21 protein-coding genes, 1 tRNA gene and 1 pseudogene are annotated in these 25609 nt (G+C 70.3%); 9 read left to right on the top strand and 14 right to left on the bottom strand.

The annotated features are described in order from the left end of the window. Nucleotides 1-383 precede the first annotated feature (383 nt). The 4 genes and pseudogenes from OG381_RS38405 to OG381_RS49715 all read left to right on the top strand — a co-directional run. A complete protein-coding gene (locus tag OG381_RS38405; protein ID WP_327720575.1) occupies nucleotides 384-1418 on the top strand; it encodes a zinc-dependent alcohol dehydrogenase in 1035 nt (344 codons plus the stop codon). A 46-nt stretch (nucleotides 1419-1464) separates the two neighbouring features. After that, a complete protein-coding gene (locus tag OG381_RS38400; RefSeq protein ID WP_327720574.1) occupies nucleotides 1465-2430 on the top strand; it encodes a hypothetical protein in 966 nt (321 codons plus the stop codon). 4 nt (nucleotides 2431-2434) lie between these two features. After that, nucleotides 2435-3760 (top strand): hypothetical protein, encoded by a 1326-nt coding sequence (locus tag OG381_RS38395; protein ID WP_327720573.1) that lies wholly within the window; start codon nucleotides 2435-2437, stop codon nucleotides 3758-3760. Beyond that, a pseudogene (locus OG381_RS49715) lies at nucleotides 3757-4524 on the top strand (EamA family transporter); the annotation flags it as partial. The gene OG381_RS38395 and the pseudogene OG381_RS49715, both read left to right, overlap by 4 nt. A gap of 163 nt (nucleotides 4525-4687) precedes the next feature. On the opposite strand, the gene OG381_RS38385 reads toward OG381_RS49715, so the two are convergent. Next, nucleotides 4688-4775: transfer RNA gene (locus OG381_RS38385), tRNA-Leu, on the bottom strand. Between the two features lie 218 nt (nucleotides 4776-4993). Then, complete coding sequence (locus OG381_RS38380; protein ID WP_327720571.1) at nucleotides 4994-5668, bottom strand: GntR family transcriptional regulator; 675 nt, start codon at nucleotides 5666-5668, stop codon at nucleotides 4994-4996. A gap of 300 nt (nucleotides 5669-5968) precedes the next feature. Here OG381_RS38380 and OG381_RS38375 point away from each other — a divergent pair, with 300 nt between their 5' ends. Continuing rightward, the gene (locus OG381_RS38375; RefSeq protein ID WP_327720570.1) at nucleotides 5969-6940 is read left to right on the top strand and encodes a 2-dehydropantoate 2-reductase; all 972 of its coding nucleotides are present in this window, start codon (nucleotides 5969-5971) and stop codon (nucleotides 6938-6940) included. Nucleotides 6941-7226: 286 nt separating this feature from the next. Continuing rightward, on the top strand, nucleotides 7227-7652 hold the full coding sequence (locus tag OG381_RS38370; RefSeq protein WP_327720569.1) for a PAS domain S-box protein: 426 nt from the start codon (nucleotides 7227-7229) through the stop codon (nucleotides 7650-7652). Between the two features lie 72 nt (nucleotides 7653-7724). Here the strand turns inward: OG381_RS38370 and frc (OG381_RS38365) are convergent, their stop codons facing one another. Both frc (OG381_RS38365) and oxc read right to left on the bottom strand, forming a co-directional pair. Continuing rightward, entirely contained in the window at nucleotides 7725-8981 is a 1257-nt protein-coding gene (gene frc / locus OG381_RS38365) for a formyl-CoA transferase (protein WP_327720568.1), read from the bottom strand. A 29-nt stretch (nucleotides 8982-9010) separates the two neighbouring features. Further along, nucleotides 9011-10759 (bottom strand): oxalyl-CoA decarboxylase, encoded by a 1749-nt coding sequence (oxc, locus tag OG381_RS38360; protein WP_327720567.1) that lies wholly within the window; start codon nucleotides 10757-10759, stop codon nucleotides 9011-9013. 257 nt (nucleotides 10760-11016) lie between these two features. On the opposite strand from oxc, the gene OG381_RS38355 reads away from it, so the two are divergent. Next, complete coding sequence (locus tag OG381_RS38355; protein WP_327720566.1) at nucleotides 11017-12600, top strand: FadD7 family fatty acid--CoA ligase; 1584 nt, start codon at nucleotides 11017-11019, stop codon at nucleotides 12598-12600. Nucleotides 12601-12621: 21 nt separating this feature from the next. On the opposite strand, the gene OG381_RS38350 is transcribed toward OG381_RS38355, so the two are convergent. The 5 genes from OG381_RS38350 to OG381_RS38330 all read right to left on the bottom strand — a co-directional run bounded on the left by OG381_RS38350 (nucleotide 12622) and on the right by OG381_RS38330 (nucleotide 18911). Further along, the gene (locus OG381_RS38350) at nucleotides 12622-13554 is read right to left on the bottom strand and encodes a LysR family transcriptional regulator (RefSeq protein ID WP_327720565.1); all 933 of its coding nucleotides are present in this window, start codon (nucleotides 13552-13554) and stop codon (nucleotides 12622-12624) included. A gap of 174 nt (nucleotides 13555-13728) precedes the next feature. Next, nucleotides 13729-13941, bottom strand: a complete 213-nt coding sequence (locus tag OG381_RS38345; RefSeq protein ID WP_307023790.1) for a formate dehydrogenase subunit delta — start codon at nucleotides 13939-13941, stop codon at nucleotides 13729-13731. Nucleotide 13942: 1 nt separating this feature from the next. Continuing rightward, the gene (fdhF, locus tag OG381_RS38340) at nucleotides 13943-16759 is read right to left on the bottom strand and encodes a formate dehydrogenase subunit alpha (RefSeq protein ID WP_327720564.1); all 2817 of its coding nucleotides are present in this window, start codon (nucleotides 16757-16759) and stop codon (nucleotides 13943-13945) included. After that, nucleotides 16756-18435, bottom strand: a complete 1680-nt coding sequence (locus tag OG381_RS38335) for a formate dehydrogenase beta subunit (RefSeq protein WP_327720563.1) — start codon at nucleotides 18433-18435, stop codon at nucleotides 16756-16758. The genes fdhF and OG381_RS38335 overlap by 4 nt, the downstream gene beginning before the upstream one ends. Nucleotides 18436-18437: 2 nt before the next feature. Continuing rightward, nucleotides 18438-18911, bottom strand: coding sequence for an NAD(P)H-dependent oxidoreductase subunit E (locus OG381_RS38330; protein ID WP_327720562.1), 474 nt, complete (start codon nucleotides 18909-18911; stop codon nucleotides 18438-18440). A gap of 241 nt (nucleotides 18912-19152) precedes the next feature. Between OG381_RS38330 and OG381_RS38325 the strand changes: the two genes are divergently transcribed. After that, nucleotides 19153-19842, top strand: coding sequence for a GntR family transcriptional regulator (locus tag OG381_RS38325; RefSeq protein ID WP_327720561.1), 690 nt, complete (start codon nucleotides 19153-19155; stop codon nucleotides 19840-19842). A gap of 42 nt (nucleotides 19843-19884) precedes the next feature. Here the strand turns inward: OG381_RS38325 and OG381_RS38320 are convergent, their stop codons facing one another. Then, nucleotides 19885-20673: an acyl-CoA dehydrogenase family protein gene (locus OG381_RS38320; protein ID WP_327720560.1), complete on the bottom strand. Its 789-nt coding sequence runs from the start codon at nucleotides 20671-20673 to the stop codon at nucleotides 19885-19887. 217 nt (nucleotides 20674-20890) lie between these two features. On the opposite strand from OG381_RS38320, the gene OG381_RS38315 reads away from it, so the two are divergent. Continuing rightward, nucleotides 20891-21583 (top strand): GntR family transcriptional regulator, encoded by a 693-nt coding sequence (locus OG381_RS38315; RefSeq protein WP_327720559.1) that lies wholly within the window; start codon nucleotides 20891-20893, stop codon nucleotides 21581-21583. A 108-nt stretch (nucleotides 21584-21691) separates the two neighbouring features. Here the strand turns inward: OG381_RS38315 and OG381_RS38310 are convergent, their stop codons facing one another. The 4 genes from OG381_RS38310 to OG381_RS38295 form a co-directional block, all read right to left on the bottom strand. Continuing rightward, a complete protein-coding gene (locus OG381_RS38310) occupies nucleotides 21692-21925 on the bottom strand; it encodes a hypothetical protein (protein ID WP_327720558.1) in 234 nt (77 codons plus the stop codon). A gap of 31 nt (nucleotides 21926-21956) precedes the next feature. Continuing rightward, complete coding sequence (locus tag OG381_RS38305) at nucleotides 21957-22493, bottom strand: beta-class carbonic anhydrase (protein WP_327720557.1); 537 nt, start codon at nucleotides 22491-22493, stop codon at nucleotides 21957-21959. A gap of 101 nt (nucleotides 22494-22594) precedes the next feature. Further along, nucleotides 22595-23824 carry a formyl-CoA transferase gene (gene frc, locus OG381_RS38300; RefSeq protein WP_327720556.1) on the bottom strand — a complete coding sequence of 410 codons (1230 nt, stop codon included), beginning with the start codon at nucleotides 23822-23824 and terminating at the stop codon, nucleotides 22595-22597. A gap of 85 nt (nucleotides 23825-23909) precedes the next feature. Further along, the gene (locus tag OG381_RS38295; protein ID WP_327720555.1) at nucleotides 23910-25466 is read right to left on the bottom strand and encodes an aldehyde dehydrogenase family protein; all 1557 of its coding nucleotides are present in this window, start codon (nucleotides 25464-25466) and stop codon (nucleotides 23910-23912) included. Between the last annotated feature and the right edge of the window lie 143 nt (nucleotides 25467-25609).

Genomic DNA, 25609 nt, shown 5'->3' with positions numbered 1-25609 from the left:
TCCGTCGCCCCGGTGAGGGCGGCTGCCCGGCAGCGCCCGACGGTCAGGGCCGGGCCTCCGTCGTCGGTCGAGTCGTCCCCTAGCGGATCCGCAGAGACTCTGAGCGATCGCTCCAGCGGATCCGGGCGCGGCAAGGGACCCCGCACCTGCCGGCCTCCGGACAAGGCATCGGGATCCGCGTGCCGTGAAAGCCGCGCGGCGGCGGTCGCCGGCCGCGCCCCCACCCCGCGGTGCGCCGGTCGCGTACGAGCAGCGCACGGTGCGCACGCACCGTCCCCGGATCCCGATCAGGCATGCCACAAGGGCTGTTCGCGCTACCCCGGGCCCCGGACCGAAGCCCTCACCGATCTCCTGGAGCACCGACCATGGCCGAAGAGGCACGCATGAAAGTCGCCGCACTGGACGGGCCCGGCGTCAGCCGGATCATCGAGAAACCCTTGCCGCGGATCGCCGAGGACTACGTCCTGGTGAAGGTGGTCGCGGCCCCGATGTGCAATGAGCATCTGGCGTACGAGCACGGGGACTTCCGCGACCGCAACCGCTGGGACTCCCTGGGGCACGAGGCGGCCGGAGAGGTGGTCGAGGCCCGTGCCGGCAGCCCGTTCCGGCCGGGTGACCGGGTGGTCGTGCTCAGCGGCTATCCCTGCGGGCGCTGCGCGCTGTGCGTCTCCGGGCGGTACGCGCACTGCGCCGACACCGAGGACCCCCTCGCGGTGTGCTCGGGCGAATCGGGTGAGTGCGGCTTCGCGCAGTACATGATCAAGCGGGAACGTCTGCTGCTCCGGATCCCCGACGGGATGCCGTACGAGCATGCCGCGATGGCCTGTTGCGGGATGGGTGCGACGTACACGGCGATGGAGAACATGGGGGTCGCCGCCGGTCACACGGTCCTGGTCACCGGGCTCGGCCAGGTGGGGCTCGGCGCCGTGATCAACGGGCAGGACAGGGGCGCCCGGGTGATCTGCGCCGGACGCAGCCCCTACCGCCGGGAACTGGCACGCCGGTTGGGCGCGGAGCTGATCGTCGACCTGGGGACACCGGACGCGGCTCTGGCCGCCGTACGGGACTTCACCGGGGGCAAGGGCGTCGACCATGTCATCGACTGCTCGGCGCAGACCGGCCACCAGCGGTTCGGACTGGACGCCGCGGGGCGCGGCGGGCGGGTCACCTTCCTCGGGGAATCCGGCGAACTGTCGCTCCACGTCGACCAGGACCTGATCCAGAAGGGCGTCACCCTCTACGGCAGCCTCGATCTGTATCTGCAGCACGCCCCGGGAATGCTCGACGCCATTTCCCGTACCGGACCGCTCATCGACCGGTTCATCACGCACACCTTTCCGCTCGACGAGATCGAGCAGGCCTGGAAACTCCAGCTCACCAGGGAATGCGGAAAGATCATTCTGCATCCGTGGCGCTGAACGCCCGACCGGAACCGAACGGCCGTACACCCACGGAGGTTTGAGGATGTCCGAGAACAACGAGAACCACGACCCGAACACACCGCTCTACGTCGGCACCCGGAAATTCCTCGGAAGGCGTGACCTGGTCCTGTCGTTCTACACGACGAAATGCCAGTTCAAGTGCACGTATTGCGCGCTGCCGACCCGCTCGGCGTCGTTCGAGGTGACGGCCGAGCAGATCAACAACCAGATCGACCACGTCTTCGACTCCAAGGCCGGTGAACTGGGCGGCTTCCGCCAGCTGTGCTTCGGCAACGAGGGCTCCGCTCTCGATCCGAGGCGCTTCCACCGCGAGTCCGTCGACCATCTGCTGCACCGCGCCCGGGAGATGGAGAACCTGGAGGTGCTGTCCATCGAGACGCGCCCCGAGTACGTCAAGCGCGACTACCTGGAGCACATCGCCAGGACCACCCACGCGCCCCGGCTCGACGTGACGGTCGGCTTCGAGACACAGGACGACTTCATCCGGCAGACGGTCCTGAAGAAGAAGATCTCCCGCCGGGTGATGGAGGACCGGGTCGCGCTCCTCGGCGAACTGGGGATCCGGCTCACCTCGTACGTCCTGATCAAGCCGGCGCCACGGATGACGGACGAACACGGGGTGCGCGAGGCCGTCGCCACGATGGAGTACCTGAAGGAGCTCTGCGACCGTCACGGCACCGAATTGGTGATCTATCTGACGCCCACCTATGTGGCCGAGGGCTCCTATCTGCAGCAGACCACACAGCCGGGCGACTGGACCCCGCCCACCATTCAGGGAATCTTCGATGTCGTGGTGGCCGGACATTCCATGGGACTGCCCGTCTACACGGGCCTGTGGAGCGAGGAACTCGCCGACGAGAGCACCGACTTCCGCGGCCGCGAGGGCTACGACCCCGAACTGCGCAAGGCCATGGTCCGTTTCAATCGCGACCACGACTTCAGCCACCTGCTGCCTTTCGCGCCGGCGCAGTTGGCGCTGGCGGGGTAGGGCCGTGCGCGCGTACCGTAATCTTCTCAAGCAACTGTCCGAGGACGCCCCGGAGAAGCTCACCCGGCTGCCCGCGGAATTCCTCTCCGAGCAGACGCGATGGCTGCTCGAAAGGGATGAGATATACGTCCTCGAGCAGGTGAACAAATACGTACCCGTCATGGCCGGGCTGTCCACGGAGGCCGTGGCCCGCGCGGCGGACCGGGCACTGGAGCGGGGTGTGGTCGACGACTTCTGCTTCCTGTACGCGCACCTGCCGCCGGCCGCGCGTCCGGGTCCCGCCCGCATCGACCGGGCCTGCACCCGGCTGGCGCGACGCGGCAACGCGGGCGGCATCGAGCAGATCATCGGGGCGACCGGGGTGCGCCCCGCTCTCGACGAGGAGACGGTCCTGCGGTCGTACAACGTCCTGGTGGCCGCCGGCCGCCTCGGCGCCGTGGACTACATGCGTCAACTCTCCGGCGTCCCCGTCCGGTTCGACCCGGACGCCGCGGCCACCGGCATCCGCGCGCTCCTGGCGAGCGGCCGTCACGGCCCGCTGCGCAAGCTGGCCCGCCTCGCCGACGTCGAGGTCCGCCTCGACGCCCGGGAGATCCACCGCGCGGTCGCCGAGGCCGTCACCGACGGCACTCTGCACGACCTTGCCGCGGCCCTCGCCTGTCTGCGCCCCGCTCCTCGTATCGAGGGCTTCACCGCGGTGTTCCGACGCCTGGTGTCCGAGGCGCGCTTCGCCGAACTGCCCGCCCTGTTCACGGTGTTCGCGGACGCCGACTGGCAGGCCCTCGACGCCCGCATGTGGCGCCGGCTGCTGACCTCGGGCAGCGCACCCGCCGTACGCTTCGCCTTCGAGCGCTGTCAGGACGCCGACCTGCTCGCCCGACAGGCCCCGGAGGCCTATGCGTTGGGGGTCTCGTGCGGCGACCGTCTCCTGGTCAGGCTGGCGTGCGAGCGCGGCGGACTGCCGCTGCGCGCCGAGGACGCGCGGGGGTTGATCGGCGACGCCCTGGAGGACGGGGACGCCCCGTGGCTCGACTTCGTCACCGCCCGGCTCACCACGCTGCCCGCCGTCGACCCCGATCGCGCCCAGCTCTACCTCGCCCGGCAGGCATCCACCCGACCGCAGCGCGTGCGGCGCGACGCCGAGGCACTGGGCGTGCCCTGGATCCCCGAGGTCGGCGCGTGGCTGCTCGCCCTCGCCGAGGGCCGCCATGAGGTGGCTCTGGCGGGCCTCGGGGACGCCGGCGCGCACCCGGTCGCCGCCCTGGTCGCCCACCTGCCCGACCCCGCCGACCCGGCGGGCCTCCCAGCCGATGGAGCGCACGCCTCATGAAGCTCCCGCACGACCCGGACACGGGTTCCCGCTACCGGGGGACGGCTCTCGCCCTGGTGGCCATGGCCAGCGTGCAGACCGGGTCCGGCACCTCCAGTCACCTCTTCGACAAGTTCACGCCCGCGGGGACCGCCTGGCTGCGCCTGACCTGGGCGGCGGTCGTCCTGTGGCTCATCGCCCGGCCCCGCCTGCGCGGCCGCGACCGTCGTGAGGTGGGCACCGCCCTGCTGCTCGGTGCGGTCAGCGGACTGCTCACCCTGCTCTACTTCGAGGCCGTGGTCCGCATCCCGCTCGGCACCGCCACGGCCCTGGAGTTCCTCGGCCCGCTGGGGGTGGCCGTGGCGGGCCTGCGGCGCCGGATCGACGTGCTGTGGCCGCTGACCGCGGCGGCCGGCGTCCTCGCCCTGACCCGGCCCTGGAGCGGTGAGGTCGATCTGGCCGGCGTCGGCTTCGCGCTCGGGGCGGCGGCGGGCTGGGCCGGCTACATCCTGCTGACCAAACGGGTCGGCGCCCAGTTCACCGGTCTCGGCGGCCTGGCCGTCTCCATGGCGGCGGCCTCCGCGGTGACCCTGCCGTTCGCCGGCGTCGGCCACATCGTCGGCCACATGGACCCGCAGGCCTTCGCCCTGTCCGCGCTGGCGGCACTGCTGCTGCCGATCCTGCCGTACGCCGCCGAGATGGTCGCCCTGCGCAATCTGCCCACGACGGTCTTCGGCACCCTGATGAGCCTGGAACCCGCCATCGGGACCGTCGTCGGCTTCGTCCTCCTCGCCGAACAGCCCTCGTGGGCCCAGAGCGCGGGCATCGTGCTGGTGACCGTCGCCGGGATGGGGGCGGTGCGCAGCGAGGCCCGGCAGGTCGTGGGAGACGTCGGTGACCAGAGTTCTGGGCCAAAGCAAAAGACCCCTGATGAACAGGGGTCCCAGCTGGTGTCCGAGGGGGGACTTGAACCCCCACGCCCGATAAAGGGCACTAGCACCTCAAGCTAGCGCGTCTGCCATTCCGCCACCCGGACCAGGTGTCTGTCGCCTGGCCGGGGGTGTTCCCCGCGGCGACATGGACAACAATACCAAGCTTTGGGAGCGCCTTTCACCTGCATATCCGTGCCCCGGGCGGCGCTTCCGGGCCCCGGTGCGGAGCGCTTCCGAGGGCTCACCGGGAGCGACGGATCGATGACGCGGGGCCTCTGCTCGTCGGGCGTGCGGGGGCCTGTACCCGGGGTCGATCGGACCCTTACTTGTCGCGCTCGTGGTACATCTTCCGCGTGTGTTCCGTGTGGGCCCGCATGACCGCCGTGGCGCGCTGCTCGTCGCGGTCCGCGATCGCCGCGATCAGCTCACGGTGCTCGATCCAGGACTGCCGGCCGCGCTGCCGGGCGACCGGCGTGTAGTACCAGCGGACCCGGCGGTCGACCTGTGCCGCCAGCTCGGCGAGGACGGCGTTGCCGGCCAGTTCCATGATCTTCGCGTGGAGCCGGGCGTTCATCGCGACGGCGCGGTCCACGTCGTCGTCGGCGACCGCGCGCTCGCCCTCCGCGCACATCTCCTCGAGCACGCCGATGGCGGCCTTACCCGCGTGGGCCGCGGCGAGGCGGGCGGCTTCGGCCTCCAACAGCGTACGGACGGTGAGGAGTTGGTCCGCCTCCTCCTCGGTGGGTTCGTGCACGAACGCGCCCTGCGCGGGCCGCAGATCGACCCACCCCTCCGTGTTCAGCCGCTGCAGCGCTTCGCGCACGGGCTGGCGGGAGACGCCGAGATGTCCGGCGAGCTCGCTCTCGACCAAGTGCTGGCCGGGCTGGAGCGCTCGGGTGGTGATGAGTTCGAGCAGTGCCTCGTAGACACGGTCGCGCAGTGGGCCGGGGCGTTCGAGCTTGGGCACCGCACCCTGCGGCAGTCCTGTCGACAACATCACGGGCCCTCCTCAGCAGCGTCATCGCTGTATGCGAGAGCCAAGTATGGATTGGCTTTCGCCTACAGTCTACGGCGCACAAACCGCTGGACACCCAGGAGTTGGACCTTTCCCGGCGGGCCGTACCAGCAGCTCACGAGCGCGGACGAGCAAACAGCCCGCGCTTCTCACACGCCACGGGCGGCCGTCCCGGTGCCGTCCCAGACTCTTGCTGGCGCACGTTCCATCCTGTAGACAATATTTCGTCGACAGATTTCGACAGTTCCGCGGTACACCCTCGACCGAACGGAGCGCCACCCAGTGAAAGTCGCAGTCCTCGGCGCCGGAGCCATCGGCGCCTACGTCGGCGCCGCCCTGCACCGCGCAGGCGCCGACGTCCACCTCATCGCCCGTGGACCGCACCTCGCGGCCATGAGGCGCAACGGTGTACAAGTCCTCAGCCCCCGCGGGGACTTCACCGCCCTCGCCCACGCCACCGACAACCCCCAGGAGATCGGGCCCGTCGACTACGTCTTCCTCGGGCTCAAGGCCAACTCGTACGCGGCGTGCGGGCCGCTCATCGAGCCGCTCCTGAACGACACCACGGCCGTCATCGCCGCCCAGAACGGCATCCCCTGGTGGTACTTCCACCACCACGGCGGACCCCACGACGGACAGCGCATCGAGAGCGTCGATCCGGGCGGGGCGGTCAGTGCGGTGCTCGCCCCCGAACGCGCCGTCGGATGCGTCGTCTACGCCGCCACCGAACTCGAGGGCCCCGGCGTCGTCCGCCACCTGGAAGGCACCCGCTTCTCCATCGGCGAACCCGACCGGTCGGCCTCCGAGCGCTGTCAGGCCTTCAGCGAGGCCATGCAGGCCGGTGGACTCAAGTGCCCCGTCGAGAAGGACCTGCGCAACGACATCTGGCTCAAGCTGCTCGGCAACATCAGCTTCAACCCGATCAGCGCCCTGTCCCGCGCCACCATGCGCCAGATGTGCCACCACGGCGGCACCCGCCAAGTCATCGAGACGATGATGCGGGAGACCCTGGCCGTCGCCGAGGCACTCGGCTGCGACATCGGGATCTCCATCGAGCGCCGACTGGCCGGCGCCGAACGCGTCGGCGACCACCGCACCTCCACCCTCCAGGACCTGGAGGCGGGCAAGCCTCTCGAACTGGACGTCCTGCTCGCCGCGGTCGTGGAACTGGCCGACATCACCGGCGTCGAGGTGCCCACCCTGAGAACCGTCCACGCCATCAGCGACCTCCTCGCCCATCGGACCGCCGCCTGAGACGGCCCGACCTGCCGCCACGGGACGGCACTTCCATGAACGTGCACGCGGATGCGGACCGCATCACCCTGCGGGGCGCGGCCACTCAGGGCTGACCGGCCCTCCGCTGCACGACGGCGGGACCTCTACCGGCGGGGAGCGCCCCCTGCGCCGGAGGGGTCCCGCCTCAGTCATGTCAGACCTGGATCCTGAGACCGGGATGCTGAGGCTGGATCCTGTATACGATCCTCTGTATACTGCCGACCTGTGCTCGATCACCATCCAACGGCCCCGGCTCGGAGGCGACATGGAAGATCTGAACCCCGATGTGGTGCTGGGCATGGCCGCCCAGGCGCCCGACGGCATCGTGATCGTCGACGGCGAAGGACTGATCCGCTACTGGAACCGGGGTGCGGAGCGCATCTTCGGGTTCTCGGCGGCCGACGTGGACGGTCGCAGCCTGGACGTCATCATTCCCGAGCGGCACCGCAAGCGGCACCAGGAGGGCTTCGAGGAGGCCATGGAGCGGGGGTACAGCAAGTACGGGGACGCGGACCTGCTGAACGTGCCCGCACTGGCCGCGGACGGCCGCAAGCTGTCCATCGAGTTCAGCGTGATGCTGCTGCCCGGCCCCGACGGCAGCACGTATGTCGGTGCGGTCATCCGGGACGTGACCGCTCGCCGTGAGCGGGAGCGGGAGTTGATGCGGCGCCGGGCCGAGGCCTCGGTCTGAGCCCCGGCTGACCGCATACGGAAGCGGCCGTGGCCCGAAGGCCACGGCCGCTTCCGCGTCGTCGGACGCAGGTCAGACGATGACGCCGCTCTCCTTCAGCCGGCCGATGGTCTCCTCGTCGTAGCCGAGCTCGACCAGGACCTCGGAGCTGTGCTCGCCGAGCAGCGGGGCGCCGGTGACGTCCGGCTTGAAGGAGGAGAACTTCACCGGGCTCCCGACGGTCAGATAGGTGCCGCGCTCCTTCTGCTCGACCTCGACGACGGTGCCGCTGCGGCGCAGGTCCTCGTCGTAGGCGATCTCCTTCATGCTCATCACGGGGGCGCAGGGCACCTCCCACTCACGCAGGATGTTGACGGCCTCGTACTTGGTCTTGTCCGCGAGCCACTTCTCGATCTCCTCGAAGATCTCGAAGATGTGCGACTGACGGGCGCGCGCGGTGGCGTACTCCGGGTCCTCGGCCCATTCGGGGCGGCCGATGACCTCGGCGGTGCGCTTCCAGTTCTGCTCCTGGACGGTGAAGTAGATGTACGCGTTCGGGTCGGTCTCCCAGCCCTTGCACTTGAGCACCCAGCCGGGCTGGCCGCCGCCGCCCGCGTTGCCGCCGCGCGGCACCACGTCGGTGAACTCGCCGTTCGGGTACTGCGGGTACTCCTCCAGGTAGCCGACCCGCTCCAGCCGCTGCTGGTCGCGCAGTTTGACCCGGCAGAGGTTGAGGACGGCGTCCTGCATGGAGACGGACACCTTCTGGCCCTTGCCGGTCCTGTTCCGGTCGATGATCGCGGTGAGGATGCCGATCGCCAGGTGCATACCGGTGTTGGTGTCACCGAGCGCGGCACCGGAGATGGTCGGCGGGCCGTCCCAGAAGCCGGTGGTGGAGGCGGCGCCGCCCGCGCACTGGGCGACGTTCTCGTAGACCTTGAGGTCGTTCCAGGAGGACTGGTCGTTGAAACCCTTGACCGAGCCGAAGATCAGGCGCGGGTTGAGCTCCTGGATGCGCTCCCAGGTGAAGCCCATCCGGTCCAGGGCGCCCGGGGCGAAGTTCTCCACCAGGACGTCGGCGCCCTCGATGAGCTTCTCCAGGACCTCCTTGCCCTCGGCGGTCTTGGTGTTGATGGCGAGGGAGCGCTTGTTGCTGTTGAGCATCGTGAAGTAGAGGGCGTCGAGGTCCTCGATGTCCCGGAGCTGACGGCGCGTCACATCGCCGCCGTTGGGACGCTCCACCTTCAGGACGTCGGCGCCGAACCAGGCGAGCATCTGGGTGCAGGCGGGACCGGCCTGGACCCCGGTGAAGTCGATCACCTTGATTCCGGCGAGCGGCTTGTCACTCATGTGTGCTTCCTTCTCGTGAAGTTGCGTGGTCACTTCTTGGCCGGCGTGATGTTGCCGACGGTGATGCCCTTGGGGTTGAGGTGGGAGATGTGGCCGCTCTCGGTGCCGGCCGACGGGTCGATCACGCAGTCGATGAGCGCCGGGCCGCCCGCGGCGAGGGCCTCGGTCAGGGCGGCGGTGACCTCGGCGGGGGTGGTGGCGCGGTAGCCCTTGCCGCCGAACGACTCGATGAGCAGGTCGTGGCGGGCCGCCGACATCAGGGTGGTGGGCGAGGGCGCGTCGTCGTACGGGTTGACGTCGTCGCCGCGGTAGACACCGCCGTTGTTCATGATCACGGTGACGACGGGCAGCCGGTAGCGGCAGATCGTCTCGATCTCGATGCCGCTGAACCCGAAGGCGCTGTCGCCCTCGATGGCGACGACCGGTGCGTCGCTCTCGACGGCGGCGGCGATGGCGTACCCCATGCCGATGCCCATGACACCCCAGGTGCCGCTGTCCAGACGGTGGCGCGGCACGTGCATGTCGATGACGTTGCGCGCGATGTCCAGGGCGTTGGCGCCCTCGTTGACGATGTACGTCTCCGGGTGCCGGCGCACGACGTCGCGTACGGCCTTGAGAGCACCCATGAATTGCATGGGGTGCGGGTCGGCCTCCAGGCGCTTGGCCATCTTGGCGACGTTCTGCGCCGAGCGCTCCCCCAGTTCGTCGCGCCAGGCCGAAGGGGCCTGGATCTGGCCGGGCTTGGTGCGTTCGGCGAGCACGTCGAGCACCGACTCGATGTCCCCGACGAGGGGGGCGGAGATGGGCTGGTTGCTGTCCATCTCCTTGGGGTCGATGTCGATCTGGATGAACTTGGCGTCGGGGTTCCACCCCGTCTGCCCGTGGCCGAGGAGCCAGTTGAGGCGGGCGCCGATCAGCATCACGACGTCGGCCTTCTTCAGGGCCAGGGAACGGGCGGTGGCGGCCGACTGCGGGTGGTCGTCGGGCAGCAGGCCCTTCGCCATCGACATCGGTACGTAGGGGATGCCGGTCGACTCGACGAACTCCCGTACCTTGGCGTCCGCCTGGGCGTACGCCGCGCCCTTGCCGAGCACCACCAGCGGGCGTTCGGCGGAGGCCAGCAGCTCGATCGCGCGGTCCACGGCCTCCGGTGCGGGCAGTTGGCGCGGCGCGGGGTCGACGAGACGGCTCAGCGTGCGGTCACCCTCGGCCTTGGGCATGATGGCGCCGAGCACCGCGGCGGGGATGTCGAGATAGACACCGCCGGGGCGTCCGGAGATCGCGGTACGCAGGGCGCGGGCGATGCCGCGGCCGATGTCCTCCACGCGGCTGACCCGGTAGGCCGCCTTCACGAAGGGCTGAGCGGCGGAGAGTTGGTCCATCTCCTCGTAGTCGCCCTGCTTGAGGTCGACGAGGTGGCGCTCGCTGGAGCCGGAGATCTGGACCATGGGGAAGCAGTTGGTGGTCGCGTTCGCCAGCGCGACCAGGCCGTTCAGGAAGCCGGGGGCCGACACCGTCAGGGCGACGCCGGGCTTCTTGTTGAGGTAGCCGGCGATGGCCGCCGCGTGTCCGGCGTTGCTCTCGTGACGGAACCCGATGTAGCGGATGCCCTGGGCCTGGGCGAGGCGGGCCAGGTCGGTGATCGGGATGCCGACCACGCCGTAGATGGTGTCGACGTCGTTCATCTTGAGCGCGTCGACGACCAGGTGGTACCCGTCGGTGAGCTCGGTCGGAACGTCGGCTGCTGCCGCGGTCTCCAGTGGCGAGGGGGCGGTCATGGTCCGAGGTCCTCCTTGGGCAGGTCCTGCCGGAGCGGCTACTGCTCTCACCATCCGCAGCGCGTCCGCCGGCGTCCAAGACCCATCGGCGACCAGCCGATAACCAACTTCTATCGACGGCCGCCCAAGGCCCTCGCAACTGCCTTGATAGACGCCCGCTATCGGCCGTTCGGCAGTGGGTATTGGACGTGCGTCGCAGGTCACCGCAGGCTCGCAGAGGACCGAAGCATCGGACCTGGGCGCGAGGGGGTGGAGTCATGGCCGTTCCGGCCGCGGCATCCGTGCGCGACGCGAACCGGTACCGGCCTCCGGCGGTCACGGGCCTCGTCGATCTCCTCGACGCGCAGGTGCGTGAACGCCCTTACGCCCGGGCCCTGGTGGTCACCGGGGAGCGGGTGCATCTGTCCTACCGGAGTCTCGCCGCCTTGGCGGACGGCGTGGCGGCGCGGCTCGGCGGTACGGGGTTGCGCCGCGGTGACGCGGTCGGCCTGATCTGCGCCAACACCGCGGAGTTCGTCGTCGCGCTCCTGGGAGCGGCGCGGGCCGGTCTGGTGGCGGCTCCCCTGGACCCGGCGCTGCCCGCGTCCCAACTCTCGGCGCGCATCGAGGCGTTGGGCGCACGGGCGGTCCTGCTGGGCCCGGCCGCGACGAACGCCGCCCCGCTGCCGGTCCCGGCCTGGCCGCTGCGCGTGGACGTCTCCCGCGCGGGGACGGCTGCCGTCGCGTTCGAACCCGGCGCGTGCGCACCACCCCAAGTCGGCGGCGCTGCAGGCGACTTGTCCGACCAGGACGCGCTCATTCTCTTCACCGCCGGTACCAGCGAGCGGGCGAAGATGGTTCCGCTCACCCATGCCAACGTGGCCGCGTCCGTCCACTGCCTGTGCGCCACCTACGAGTTGGGGCCCGGCGACGCCACGGTCGCGGTGATGCCGTTCTTCCACGGGCACGGGCTGTTCGCGGCACTGCTGGCCTCCCTCGCCAGCGGCGGCTGTGTGCTGCTGCCCGAGCGGGGCCGGTTCACGGCAGGCACGTTCTGGAACGACATGCGCGCCGTGGGCGCCACCTGGTTCACCGCGGCCCCGGCCATCCACGAGATCCTGCTGGACCGGTCGGAGCGGGAGTACCCGGGCCCGCAGGCGCCGGCTTTGAAGTTCGTACGCAGTGGCAGCGCTCCTCTCAACCCGGCGACCCAGCGGGCACTGGAGCGTACGTTCGGGGCGCCGTTGCTGTCCGCGTACGGGATGACGGAGTCCTCGCACCAGGCGGCCAGCGAGCCGCTGCCGGGGCGGGGTGTGCTGAAGCACGGTTCGGTCGGGCGGCCGACCGGGGTGGAGATCCGGGTGCTCGACCGCGGCGGGCGGGCCTGTCCGGTGGGTGTCGAGGGCGAGTTGTGGGTGCACGGTCCCACCGTCGCGCGCGGCTATCTCGGTGACCCGGACCAGACGGCGTACACCTTCGTCGACGGCTGGCTGCGCACCGGCGACCTGTGCACTCTGGACGCGGACGGGTACCTGTCCCTGACCGGGCGTATCAAGAACCTCATCAACCGCGGCGGCGAGAAGATCTCGCCCGAACATGTCGAGGACATCCTCACCGGGTGCCCGGGGGTCGCCGACGCGGCCGTGTTCGCCGTGCCCGACACGGTGTACGGGCAGCGGGTGGGCGCCGCCGTGGTGGTGCGGGAGAGCGAGGGCGTGGGACCCGGGGAGATCCTGCGGTACTGCCGTGACCGGCTCGCCGCGTTCGAGGTGCCGGACCGGCTCGAGCTGGTCACCGCGCTGCCGTACACCGCGAAGGGCGGGCTGGACCGAAAGGCGGTGCAGGCGCGTTACGCACCCTGACACCGGCTGCGGACGGCGGGCTCAGCGCACGCGGTGCTCGCTGGGCAGCGGGCGGGCGAAGAAGTCGTCCAGGGACAGGCCGGTCGCCGCGTTGACGAAGGCGCGGGCGGCGACCGAGCCGGGGGTCGCGGCGTGGATCGCCACGGACACCTGCGCGCCGGCCTCCGGGGCGACCAGGGGCAGCGCTCTGGTCCGGCCGATGACGGGCATCGCCCGCAGCCAGGTGTGCGGCACGATGCTGGCCCACTCGCCGCCGCCGACGTGCGCGTAGAGGGAGGCGATGGAGTCCGTCTCGACCTGCGGGGTGACCACGAGCCCCTTCTCCGCGAACACGGTGTCCACGATCTGCCGGATCCGCATGTCGGGCGTCAGCAGCGCGAGCGGCAACTGGGCCGCGTCCGCCCATGTCACGGTCGAGGACTGCGCCGCCAGATGGTCGTCCGACACCAGCAGCATGTAGCGCTCCTGGTAGAGGGGTACGACCTGGAGGCCCTCCTGGTCGTCGGGGTCGAAGTGGGCGATCGCCACGTCGAGTTCGTAGTCGCGCAGCTGACGGTGGAGCTCCTTCGTCGACAGCCGGGAGCGCACCTGCACCTTGGCGAGGGGGTGGGCGGCGCAGAACGCGGCCACGGGAAGCGCCAGGGTCGTCGACGCCGTGGGGTCCGTGCCGAGCCGCAGCGTGCCCGTGATGCCGGACTGCACGGCGGCCACCTCCGCCTTGAACGCGTCCTGTTCGGCGAGGATCCGTTTGGCCCATACGACGAGCCGCTCGCCCTCGGGGGTGAGGCCCTGGTAGTTGTGCCCGCGGTTGATGAGCGTGACGTTCAGCTCCCGCTCCAGCTTGGCTATCGCCGCCGACAGCGCGGGCTGGGAGACGTAACAGGCGTCCGCCGCCCGGGCGAAGTGGCGTTCCCGCGCCACCGCCACGAAGTACTCGAGCTGCCGGAACAGCATGAACGACTCCTCTCTGCCCGAGGTCGCCCCACCTAGCTCCATACTGTATGCAGTATTTGGGATATGTACAGAGGCGGAAGCCGAGTCGTGCCCGGTGCACGAACTGTATGCCGACCGGCATGAGAGCGCCTGCGTCCGCCGCACGTCCCCGCGGCGGGCGCAGGCGCGGCCTGTTCAGCGCAGGAGCTTCACCGCGGCCACCACCAGAGGGTCGAGACCCTCCGCGCCGGCGTCCACGAACTCGTACAGCCTGGTGCGCATGCGCGGGTCCCAGAACCTGCCGATGTGGCCCGCGATCTCCTCGGCGGCCCGCTCCCCCGGCAGATGGCCGAGGTTGCGGGCGATGTCGTTCGCCATCCGGAGCTCGGACGGCACGGTCGCTGTCATCTCAGTCCACCACCGTCACGAGGTCGTTCCCGGCCACTTCGTCCTCGTCGGCCCGGTCCGGGCGGGCGAGCCCCACCTGGACGGCGGTCACTTTGTACTCGGGGCAGTTGGTGGCCCAGTCGGAGTTCTCCGTGGTCACCACGTTGGCCCCGGTCACCGGGTGGTGGAACGTGGTGTAGACGACGCCGGTCGGCATCCGGTCGGAGATCTCCGCGCGCAGGGTCGTCCGCCCGACGCGGCTGGCCAGGGTGACCATGTCACCGTCCTTGATGCCGCGGTCCTCGGCGTCATGGGGATGCAGTTCCAGGATGTCCTCGGGGTGCCAGGCGACGTTGCCGGTACGCCGGGTCTGCGCGCCGACGTTGTACTGGCTGAGGATCCGTCCGGTGGTGAGGACCAGCGGGAAGCGCCGGGTGCTGCGCTCGTTGGTCGGCACATAGGAGGTGACCACGAACTTGCCCTTGCCGCGCACGAATTCGTCCACGTGCATGATGGGCGTCCCCTCCGGAGCCTCCTCGTTGCACGGCCACTGGACACTGCCGAGCTTGTCGAGGAGGTCGAAGGAGACGCCGGTGAACGTCGGGGTGACCGAGGCGATCTCGTCCATGATCCGGCTCGGATGGTCGTAGGCCATCGGATAGCCCATGGCGGTGGCGATCTCACTGACGATCTGCCACTCGTGCTTGCCCGTCTTGGGTTTCATGACCGCGCGGACGCGGTTGATACGGCGTTCGGCGTTGGTGAAGGTGCCGTCCTTCTCCAGGAAGGACGCCCCGGGCAGGAAGACATGGGCGAACTTGGCGGTCTCGTTGAGGAACAGGTCCTGTACGACGACGAGTTCCATGGCCTTCAGCGCGGCGGTGACATGCTGGAGGTTGGGGTCGGACTGGGCGATGTCCTCGCCGTGGACGAAGAGTCCGCGGAAGGTTCCGTCGATGGCCGCGTCGAACATGTTGGGGATGCGAAGTCCCGGTTCCGCGAGGAGGGTTCCGCCCCAGAGGTTCTCGAAGACGGTGCGCACCGCGTCGTCGGAGACGTGCCGGTAGCCCGGGAGCTCGTGCGGGAACGATCCCATGTCGCAGGACCCTTGGACGTTGTTCTGTCCTCGCAGCGGGTTCACACCGACGCCGTCGCGGCCGATGTTGCCGCACGCCATCGCCAGGTTCGCCATTCCCATGACCATGGTGGAGCCCTGGCTGTGCTCGGTGACGCCGAGGCCGTAGTAGATGGCGCCGTTGCGGGCCTCGGCGTACAGCCGTGCGGCGGCGCGGAGTTCGGCGGCCGGGACGCCGGTGACGGGTTCCACCGCTTCCGGGCTGTTCTCCGGCCGGGCGATGAACTCCGCCCAGTCGTCGAAGCCTTCACACCTGGCGTCCACGAAGGAGCGGTCGACCAGACCCTCGGTGACGACGACATGGGCCATCGCGTTGACCACGGCCACGTTGGTGCTGGGCCTCAACTGAAGGTGGTGCTGGGCCTCGACGTGCGGCGAGCGCACGAGATCGATGCGGCGCGGGTCGACGACGATCAGCTTGGCGCCCTCGCGCAGCCGGCGCTTCATCCGGGAGGCGAACACCGGGTGCCCGTCAGTGGGGTTGGCGCCGATCACCATGATGACGTCGGCCTCGGCGACCGAACGGAAGTCCTGGGTGCCCGCCGACTCGCCGAAGGTCTGCTTGAGGCCGTACCCCGTCGGGGAGTGGCAGACGCGGGCGCAGGTGTCGACGTTGTTGTTGCCGAAGGCCGCGCGGACCATCTTCTGGACGACGTAGACCTCTTCGTTGGTGCAGCGCGAGGAGGTGATGGCGCCCACGGAGCTCGTGCCGTACCGGTCCTGGAGCTCGCGCATCCGCCGGGCGACGGTGCCGATCGCCTCGTCCCACTCGACCTCGCGCCAGGGGTCGGTGATTTTTTCGCGGACCATGGGCTTGAGTTGACGGTCGGGGTGGGTGGCGTAGCCGAAGGCGAAGCGGCCCTTCACGCAGGAGTGCCCCTCGTTCGCACCGCCGTCCTTGTACGGCACCATGCGCACGAGTTCGTCGCCGCGCAGCTCGGCCTTGAAGGAGCAGCCGACACCGCAGTACGCGCACGTGGTCACCACCGACCTGGTCGGCATGCCGAGTTCGACGACCGAGCGCTCCTGGAGCGTGGACGTCGGGCATGCCTGGACACAGGCGCCGCAGGAAACACACTCGGAGTCCATGAAGGACTCACCGGCGCCCGCCGAGACCTTGGAGTCGAAACCGCGGCCCTCGATGGTGAGGGCGAAGGTGCCCTGGACCTCGCCGCAGGCGCGGACGCAGCGGGAGCAGGCGATGCACTTGGAGGGGTCGAAGTCGAAGTAGGGGTTGGAGGTGTCCTTCTCGGCGTCGAGGTGGTTCTCGCCCTCGTAGCCGTAGCGGACCTGCCGCAGGCCCACCACGCCCGCCATGTCCTGGAGTTCGCAGTCGCCGTTGGCGGGGCAGGTCAGGCAGTCCAGGGGATGGTCGGAGATGTAGAGCTCCATGACGCCCTGGCGGAGCTTCTCCACCTTCGGTGTCTGGGTGGTCACCTTCATCCCGTCGGAGCACGGGGTGGTGCAGGACGCCGGTGTGCCACGCCGCCCGTCGATCTCCACCACGCACAGGCGGCAGGAGCCGAACGCCTCCAGGCTGTCGGTGGCGCACAACTTGGGTATCTCGACACCGGCCTGTGCCGCCGCGCGCATCACCGAGGTGCCCTCGGGGACGCTCACCGGCAGACCGTCGATCTCCACCGACACCGTTGCCGGACCGGGTTGTTCGGGGGTTCCGTAGTCGGGTTCCTTGAGAAGGCTCATGCCGTGCCCTCCGTCCTCACGCCAGTGGCGTTCACGGGTTGGATCTCCAGGAGCCGGCGGCCGCCGTGGAAGTCGTCGGAGAAGTGGGTGAGGGCGCTGCGCACGGGCATCGGGGTCAGTCCGCCCATCGCACACAGCGAGCCGTCGGTCATCAGGTCGCAGAGGTCTTCCAGCAGGGCCAGGTTCTCGTCCCGGTGCGTGCCGGCGACGATCTTGTCGATCACCTCGACACCGCGGACCGAACCGACCCTGCACGGAGTGCACTTGCCGCAGGACTCCTCGGCGCAGAACTCCATCGCGAAGCGGGCCTGGGCCGCCATGTCGACGGTGTCGTCGAAGACCACGATCCCGCCGTGCCCGAGCATCGCACCGGCCTCGGCGAACGCCTCGTAGTCCATCGGCAGATCGAACAGCGAATCGGGCAGATACGCCCCGAGCGGCCCGCCGACCTGCACGGTACGGACCGGGCGGCCCGTGTGGGTGCCGCCTCCGTACTCCTCGATCAGCTCGCGCAGGGTGATCCCGAAGGCCGTCTCCACGATGCCGCCGCGGGCGATGTTGCCGCCGAGCTGGAAGACCTGGGTGCCGCGGGAGCGGCCGACGCCGAGGTCCTGGTACGCCTTGGCGCCGTTCGCGAGGACCGTGGGGACGGTGGTGAGGGTCAGCACGTTGTTCACCACGGTGGGCTTGCCGAACAGGCCCTCGATCGCCGGGATCGGCGGCTTCGCGCGGACCATGCCCCGCTTGCCCTCCAGGCTCTCCAGCATGGAGGTCTCCTCGCCGCAGATGTACGCGCCCGCCCCGACGCGTACGTGCAGGTCGAAGTCGAGCGCGGAGCCGAGGACGCCCTTGCCCAACCAGCCTTGCCCACGGGCGAGTTCGATCGCCTCGCGCATCGTGGCGATCGCGTCCGGATACTCGGAGCGGATGTAGAGGTACCCCTCGCTCGCGCCGACCGCGTGCGCGGCGATGGTCATGCCCTCGATGAGCAGGAACGGGTCGCCCTCCATGACCATGCGATCGGCGAAGGTCCCGCTGTCGCCCTCGTCGGCGTTGCAGCAGACGAACTTCAGCTCGTCGGCGCACTCCAGCACCGTCTTCCACTTGATACCGGCCGGGAATCCGGCGCCGCCGCGCCCGCGCAGTCCGGACTCGGTGACCTCGGCGACCACGTCCGCGGGGGCGAGTGCGAGGGCGGCGCGCAGTCCGGCGAGGCCGCCGTGCTCGACGTAGTCCCGGGGCGAGAGGGGGTCGATGACGCCGACTCTGGCGAAGGTCACCCGGTTCTGGCGGGCCAGCCAGGGCAGTTCGTCGACAAGGCCGAGCCGCAGCGGATGGTCCGCTCCGTCGAGCAGGCCGGCGGCCAGGAGTCCGTCGACGTCCTCGGGGGTCACCGGGCCGTAGCCGACGCGGCCCCGTGGCGTCGCGACCTCGACCATCGGCTCCAGCCAGAGCATGCCGCGCGATCCATTGCGTACGACGTCGACGGCGAAGTCCCCGCGTGTGGCGGCACGTTGGAGGGCGGCGGCGACCTCGTCGGCGCCGACGGACCTGGCCGCCGAGTCGCGGGGGACGTAGACCGTCGTCGCGCAGTGCGAGGGGGCGCCGTCCGGGATGTCCGCCGGGCTGCCGGCCGTAGCGCCGACCGAGGCGTCGGCCGGGGAGGAGTTGTTCATGATCAGACCGTCCCGTTGAGGATCGAGCCCAGCCGGGCCGGGCCCACTCGTCCGTACAGCCGTCCGTTCGCTTCCACCGACGGTCCCAGCGCGCAGTTGCCGAGGCAGAAGACCTGCTCGACGGTCACGGAGCCGTCGGGTGTCGTCTCGCCCAGGGTGAGTCCGGCCTCGCGTGCGTAACTCACCAGGCGGTCGGCGCCCAGTGCCTGGCAGGCCTCGGCGCGGCAGATGCGGACCGTGGTGCGGCCCGCGGGCTCACGGCGGAAGTCGTGGTAGAAGGTCACCACTCCGTGGACATCCGCCCTGGAGAGGTTCAGCTCGTCGGCGAGTACCGGGACCGCTTCCTGCGGCACATGGCCCAACTCGGCCTGTACGGCGTGCAGTGCGGGCAGCAGCGCGCCGCGCTGACCCCGGTGATCGGCCACCACCCTCCGGACCACGCTCTCGACCGTCACATCGCTCCCGCTGGTCGTCATGATCGCTTCGCCTTCCGTCACACGGGTCCCCGGCGAGGGTTGCAGGAGACTGAGACAATACCTCATACAGGCTTCTGTATACAGACGACAGTCGTAAAGAGCCTCGGTCGAGACCCGGCCCGGCGCCAACAGCAGACACCATGTTGCATACCAAAACCTGTATGCTGAAGCCGCCGTCGGCAACCCACTCGGCGGCCACCACTTGGCACAGCCGTCGGCCCGGCGGCAGAACGGGACAACCATGCGCGAGGCACTCACGGCCGCAGCGTCCCGGCGCGTCACCCGCCCGGCACCACTGCGCCAGGCCGTGTACGACGCCCTGACCGAGCTGATCATCAACGGCTCCCTCAAGCCCGGCCAGCATCTGGTCGAGGCCGAGCTCGCCGAACACCTCGGCGTCAGCCGCCAGCCGGTCCGCGAGGCCCTCCAGCGACTGCAGACGGCCGGCTGGGTCGACCTGCGCCCCGCCCAGGGCGCCTTCGTGCACTCCCCCACCGAGGAGGAGGCCGCCCAACTCCTCGGCGTCCGCTCGGTCCTGGAGACCTACTCGGCCCAACTCGCCGCACAGAACGCCCGAGCCGAGGACATCGAACGTCTCGGTGAGCTCCAGCAGGAAGGCGTGGACGCGCTCGCCGAGGGCGACGTCGAACGCCTCGTCGCGGCCAACACCTCCCTGCACGCCTTCGTCACCTCCATGGCCGCCAACGACGTCCTGGCCGAACTGCTCGCGCAGGTGGGCCAGAAGGTGCGCTGGTACTACACCCCCATCGCCAAGCCGCGCGGCAAGGAGGCCTGGAACGAGCACACCCAGCTCATCAAGGCCATCGCCAAGGGCGACGCGGATCGCGCGGGCGAGGTGATGCGCAAGCACACCGAGCGCACGAGCGACTTCTACCGCAAGCAGATCGCGTCCGGCTCGAACCAGGCCTGACCGCACGGGCCGCCCCTGAAGGGGCCTTCCCCGGGTGGGAGTTCAGGACGGGGCGAGGGATTCCACGGGCCGGCGCACCACGTCGGCGGCCACGAGACGCGGCCCCTCCGCGCCGGCGGCGGCCCGCAGCTCCAGCAGCCAGGGCAGGACCGTACGCAGCACGATGTCGAGCCCGCCGCCGTCCTCGCCGAGCATCGCGTCGGCGGGCACCAGCACCGGATCGGCGAGCACGGTGGAGGTCGCGCTGCCGGACGGCGCCACGCTGTCCGGCCGGGCCGGGACGAACAGGTCCGGGGCGTGCGCCGGAACCCCCCAGAGACTCAGACCGTCCCGCGCGCCGAGCGGGCGGGAGGACCAGAGGTAGCTGTCGGCCTCCCCGGCCGCGACCACCTGGCGTTTGCGCGCACGCAGCGCGACCACGCCACCGGAACGGACTGCGGTGCAGCGTGGCGTGAGGAGTTGGGCCTCCTCCCCGCACCCGCCCGTGCCGTCCTCTGCGAGGGCGAGGCTGGCGAGATGGCGTCCGGCGGCGATCTCTCCGCGTACCCAGTCACTGCCGTACGGCTCGATGACGGCGACCGCGGCGTAGTGGGCCTGGAGCACGGTCGACGTGGCGGGGCAGACGCGCGCGGTCCGCGCCACCACCTCGGCGGCTTCCGGCAGCCCGAGGCCGGCGCCGCCGAACTCGGTGGCGACGGTGAGTCCCAGTAGCCCGGTGGCCCCGAGGGCCGTCACGGCGCCCCGGGGGAACCTGCCTTCCGCACCGGTCAGTTCGGCGCAGGGCGCGACGGCACGGGTGAGGACTTCAGCGAGCGTGGTGCGGTACGACACGGAGTGACCCCCTCGGGAGCGTTGTCCGGTCCGCTGTCAGGCGGCGACGAGGATTGCATACAGTATTTTGCATCCCTTGCTCGATCGGCACCAGAGGTGCGCCGAGGCAATTTCCGGGAGTCCGCGACGCAGGCCGCACGGGAATGTCTATTGCATACTAAACTCAGTATCCCGTAGTCGATGTTTGCCGACCGCAGTCGAACGAGGGAGAGGGTCCATGCCCGACACACCCACCGTGGCAGCCCGCGGCCCGATCGCGCGGCCCGCCCCACTGCGCCAGGCGGTCTACGACGCCCTGACCGAGCTGATCATCAACGGTTCGCTCAAGCCCGGCCAGCACCTCGTCGAGGCCGACCTCGCCGAACACCTCGGCGTCAGCCGCCAGCCCATCCGCGAAGCTCTCCAACGGCTCCACACCGCCGGCTGGGTCGACCTGCGCCCCGCCCAGGGCGCCTTCGTGCACTGCCCCACCGCCGAGGAGTGCGCCCAACTCCTCAGCGTGCGGGCCGTCCTGGAGACCCACTCCGCGCGCGGGGCCGCCCAGCACGCCACTCCCGCCGACGTCGCCCGGCTGCGGGAACTGCAGCGGACCGGCCTCACCGCGCTCGCGGCCGGTGACGCCCGGGCCATCGTGGAGGCGAACGCCGCCCTCCACGCCCACATCACCCACCTCTCGCGCAACGCGGTCCTCGCCGAGCTCATCCCCCAGGTGGACCGGCGTGTGCGCTGGTACTACATGCCCATCGCCAAGCCCCGCGGCACGGACGCCTGGAGCGAGCACGCTCTGATCATCGAGGCCATCGCCGACCGCGACCCCGAGGGCGCCGAGGAGCTCATGCGCCGGCACACCGCGAACACGACCGACTTCTACTGCGAGCAGATCGCCGCGATGGCCGGCCGGGGCGCGTGACGACGGGGCGCGGGTCGAGGCCGGCCCGGCTTCGAGAACAGGGGCGAGCCGGGAGGACCGCGTGGGCGGACCGCGTGGGCGGACCGGGACCGTACTCCCGCCGAGCGCCTACCGGCGGCTTCCGCCTCCCGGGCCGCACCGAGTGGACCAACTGCCCTCCGCCGTCAGCCGAGCTCCGCCGGGCCGCACGACGACGAGGACGCCGCCCTCGAACCCGATGCGATCACCCGCGGTCAGGAAGAGCGGGCGCACAAGTTCGAAGGCGTGGCCGTCGTCGGTCTCGAGATCCTCCGCCCATACCGAACGCGGGATCGGCGTGGCCCCGTCAGCTGTCAGGCGCATGCCGGGATACTCCCACGGCCCCTGGACCGGTTCAGGCCTCCGCGTCTATCTCCCGCAGCAGTCCCGACGTCACGTCGAAGACGAAACCGCGCACGTCGTCGGTGTGCGGCAGGAACGGGGAGGTGCGTACTCGCCGTATGGACTGCCGTACGTCCTGGTCGACGTCCCGGAAGGCCTCCACCGCCCACGCCGGCCGCTGCCCCACCTCCATCTCCAGCTCGTGCCGGAACTCCTCGGTCAGCGTCTGCAGACCGCAGCCGGTGTGGTGGATGAGGACGACACTGCGGGTACCCAGGGCTCGCTGACTGATCGTCAGGGAGCGGATGGTGTCGTCGGTGACCACACCGCCGGCGTTGCGGACGGTGTGGCAGTCGCCGAGTTGCAGGCCGAGCGCGGCGTGCAGATCGATACGGGCGTCCATGCAGGCCACGACGGCCACGCGCAGGACCGGACGGGCGTCCATGCCCGGGTCCACGAACCCTGCGGCGTAGGCGCGGTTGGACTCCACGAGCCGGTCGATGACGGAGTCGCCGACGGGCGGGGCGGTACGGGATGCGTGGGTCGACATGCTGGGCTACCTCACTCCGGTTCGGGTACTCACGGAAACCGTCCCGGGGAGCGGTCGCGGCTCGCCCGGGACGGAGTGGAAGGGGCGTGGACCGCCGTCGGTCAGATCACGCCCTGTGCCTTGAGGAGCGGCAACTCCGCTTTCTCGATGCCGAGTTCGCCGATGAGGATTTCCTCGGTGTGCTGGCCCAGGAGGGGGGAGGGGGTGATGTGGGTGGGGGAGTCGGAGAGTTTGAGGGGGTTGCCGACGGTGGTGAACCGTCCGCGTTGGGGGTGGTCGACCTCCACGACGATCTCGTTGGCGGCCAGCGAGGGGTCCTCGATGATTTCTTTGGTGGACAGGATCGGTCCGCAGGGGATGTCGTGTGTGTTCAGCTGGTGGAGGACCTGCCATTTGGGCAGAGTGGCGGTCCATTCCTCGATGAGCTGGAACATTTTGGCGAGTTTGGGAAGGCGGGCTTCGGGGGTGGCCCATTCCGGGTCGTCGGCCAGTTCGGGGCGGCCGATCAGGTGGGCCAGGGGTGGCCAGCCGACGGGCTGGACGATGACGTAGACGTAGTCGTTGGGCCCGCCGGGCGCGCATTTGACGGCCCAGCCGGGCTGGCCGCCTCCCGACGCGTTGCCGGAGCGCGGGACGTCATCAGAGAAGTCGTCGCCGGGGTATTCGGGCAGCGGGCCGTGTTCCAGGCGTTGTTGGTCGCGGAGTTTGACCCGGCACAGGTTGAGCACGGCGTGCTGCATGGCCACGTTCACCCGCTGTCCGCGTCCGGTGTGCTCGCGCTGGAACAGGGCCGCCAGGATCCCCGCGACGGCGTGGATGCCGGTGCCGGAGTCGCCGATCTGCGCGCCGGTGGCCATCGGCGGCCCGTCCGCGAACCCGGTGGTCGCCATCGACCCGCCCATCGCCTGGGCCACCACCTCATAGGCTTTGAAGCCGGTGTAGGGGCCTTCGCCGAAGCCTTTGATGGAGGCGAACACGATCCGCGGGTTGATCTCCCGGATCCGGTCCCAGGTGAACCCCATCCGTTCCACCGCACCGGGCCCGAAGTTCTCCACCATCACATCCGAACGCCGGATCAGCCCGGTCAGCAGTTCCCTGCCCCGCTCGGACTTCAGGTTCAGCGTGACACTGCGCTTGTTGCAGTTGAGCATCGTGAAATACAGCGAGTCCACACCCGGCACATCCCGCAACTGCCGCCGCGTGATGTCCCCGCCCGGAGCCTCCACCTTCACCACATCCGCACCCAGCCACGCCAGCAACTGCGTCGCCGACGGACCCGACTGCACATGCGTCATATCCAGCACCCGCACACCCTCAAGAGCCCTCGTCATGATCGCCACCTCATTCGTACGTCGACGTCTGCACACGCTGTCCCGAGGACGGCGCCCTCGCGCGGACGCCGCCCTCGGCCGCCGGTCACGGCATGAGCTGGTACTCGGGGAAGTTCCCGGGCAGCCGCTCCCCCGCCGGGCCCTGGGTCACGGCGCGCACCAGCAGCTCGCCGCCGACGAACGCGCCGCGCCAGGACGCGCCGAACCCGCCGAACAGTTCGTCGCGGTCGCCCCGCGAGCGCGGCGTGCCGTGGCCGACCTTGAACGCCCGGATCTGCGGGGCGAGCCGGTCGAAGGTGGACCGGTCGTCCGTGGACAGCGTCGCCACCAGCGCGCCGTTGGAGGCGTTCATCGCGGCCAGCAGCTCCGCCTCGGTGTCGACCAGGACGATGGTGTCGACCGGGCCGAACGGTTCCGCGTGGTGCAGCGGCGAGGACGGCGGCGGGTTGAGGAGCGTGACGGGCTGGACGTACGCCGAGGTGTCCTGGCCGGGCAGGAATCGGGCGTCGCTCTCACTGGCCCGGTGCAGGGGGACGGCGCCGCGGGCGATGGCCTCGGCGACCTGGTCGTGCAGGTCCTTCGCCTTGGCCGCGTTGATCACCGGGCCGAAGTCCAGTGCCGGGTAGGGGTCGTCGGCCCGGGCGACGGCGAGCGGGTGGCCGACCTTGAGGGTGCGCACCGCGGGGAGGTAGGCGGCCAGGAAGTCGTCGAACAGCTCCCGCTGGACCACGAAACGCGGGTACGCCGTGCAGCGTTGCTTGCCGTAGTCGAAGAGCTTGGGGATGACGGTGGCGAGGGCGTCCCAGTCCGAGTGGTTCCAGATGCCCCAGGTGTTGAGCCCCTCCTGTTCGAGGACATGGCGCTTGCCGAGGTCGGCGACGGCGGTGGCCACGGCGGCGCCGGTGTCTCGGCCGCCGACGAAGGAGACGCAGCCGATCTCGGGCGCCCGCACCAGCGCCTCGGACAGCTCGCTCCCGCTGCCGCTGACCAGGGTGACGGGGATCCCTTCGCGGGCGGCCAGCGCGCAGGCCAGGGTCAGACAGGCGACACCGCCGTCGGTCGGGGTCTTGGCGATGACCGCGTTGCCCGCCAGGGCTTGGATCAGCATGGCGTGGACGAGCACGCTCATCGGGTAGTTCCAGCTGGCGATGTTGGACACCGGGCCGTCCAGCGGAGCCCGCCCGGCGACCATCGGCTCGATGCCGTCGACGTACCAGCGCACCCCGTCGATGGCCCGGTCGACGTCCGCCTGGGCGAGCCGCCACGGCTTGCCGATCTCCCAGACGAGCAGCAGGGCGAGGAGTTCGCGGTGCTGGACGAGGGCGTCGAGGGTGGCCGCGACACGGGCTCGGCGCTCTGGGAGCGGGATGTGCCGCCAGGCGCGGTGCTGGTCGAGGGAGGCGCGGACGGCCTGGTGGGCGGCTTCGCGGTCCAGCCGCGGCGGGCCGGCGATCGGGCTGCCGTCGACGGGGCTGCTGGCGGGCAGAGCCCGGCCGTCCGCCTGCCAGGCGGCGTTCCAGAGGTTGAGGACGCGGTCGTCACGGAAGGCCTCGGGGGCGGCCGCGAGACAGCGCCGCCAGGCGTCGTCCCAGGTGGTACCGGACTTCACCACGAGGGGGGTGGAGTTGAGGGTGGTTGTCATGCGGTGTCTCCGCTCTCGGTGCACAGTCGGGGGCGGGGGGTGCCTGGCATCCACGGAAGGTGCTGCGGAACCGCGGACGGCAGGTCCGTGCGACGAGTGGTCGCGTGTACAGGTGAGTGGTCGCGTGTACAGGGAGGAACTCG

Origin of the sequence: Streptomyces sp. NBC_00490, from assembly GCF_036013645.1 — a bacterium.
Classification (GTDB): domain Bacteria; phylum Actinomycetota; class Actinomycetes; order Streptomycetales; family Streptomycetaceae; genus Streptomyces; species Streptomyces canus_F.
Note: the sequence above shows the minus strand (reverse complement) of the source record. Positions and strands in the feature narration are given on the sequence as shown.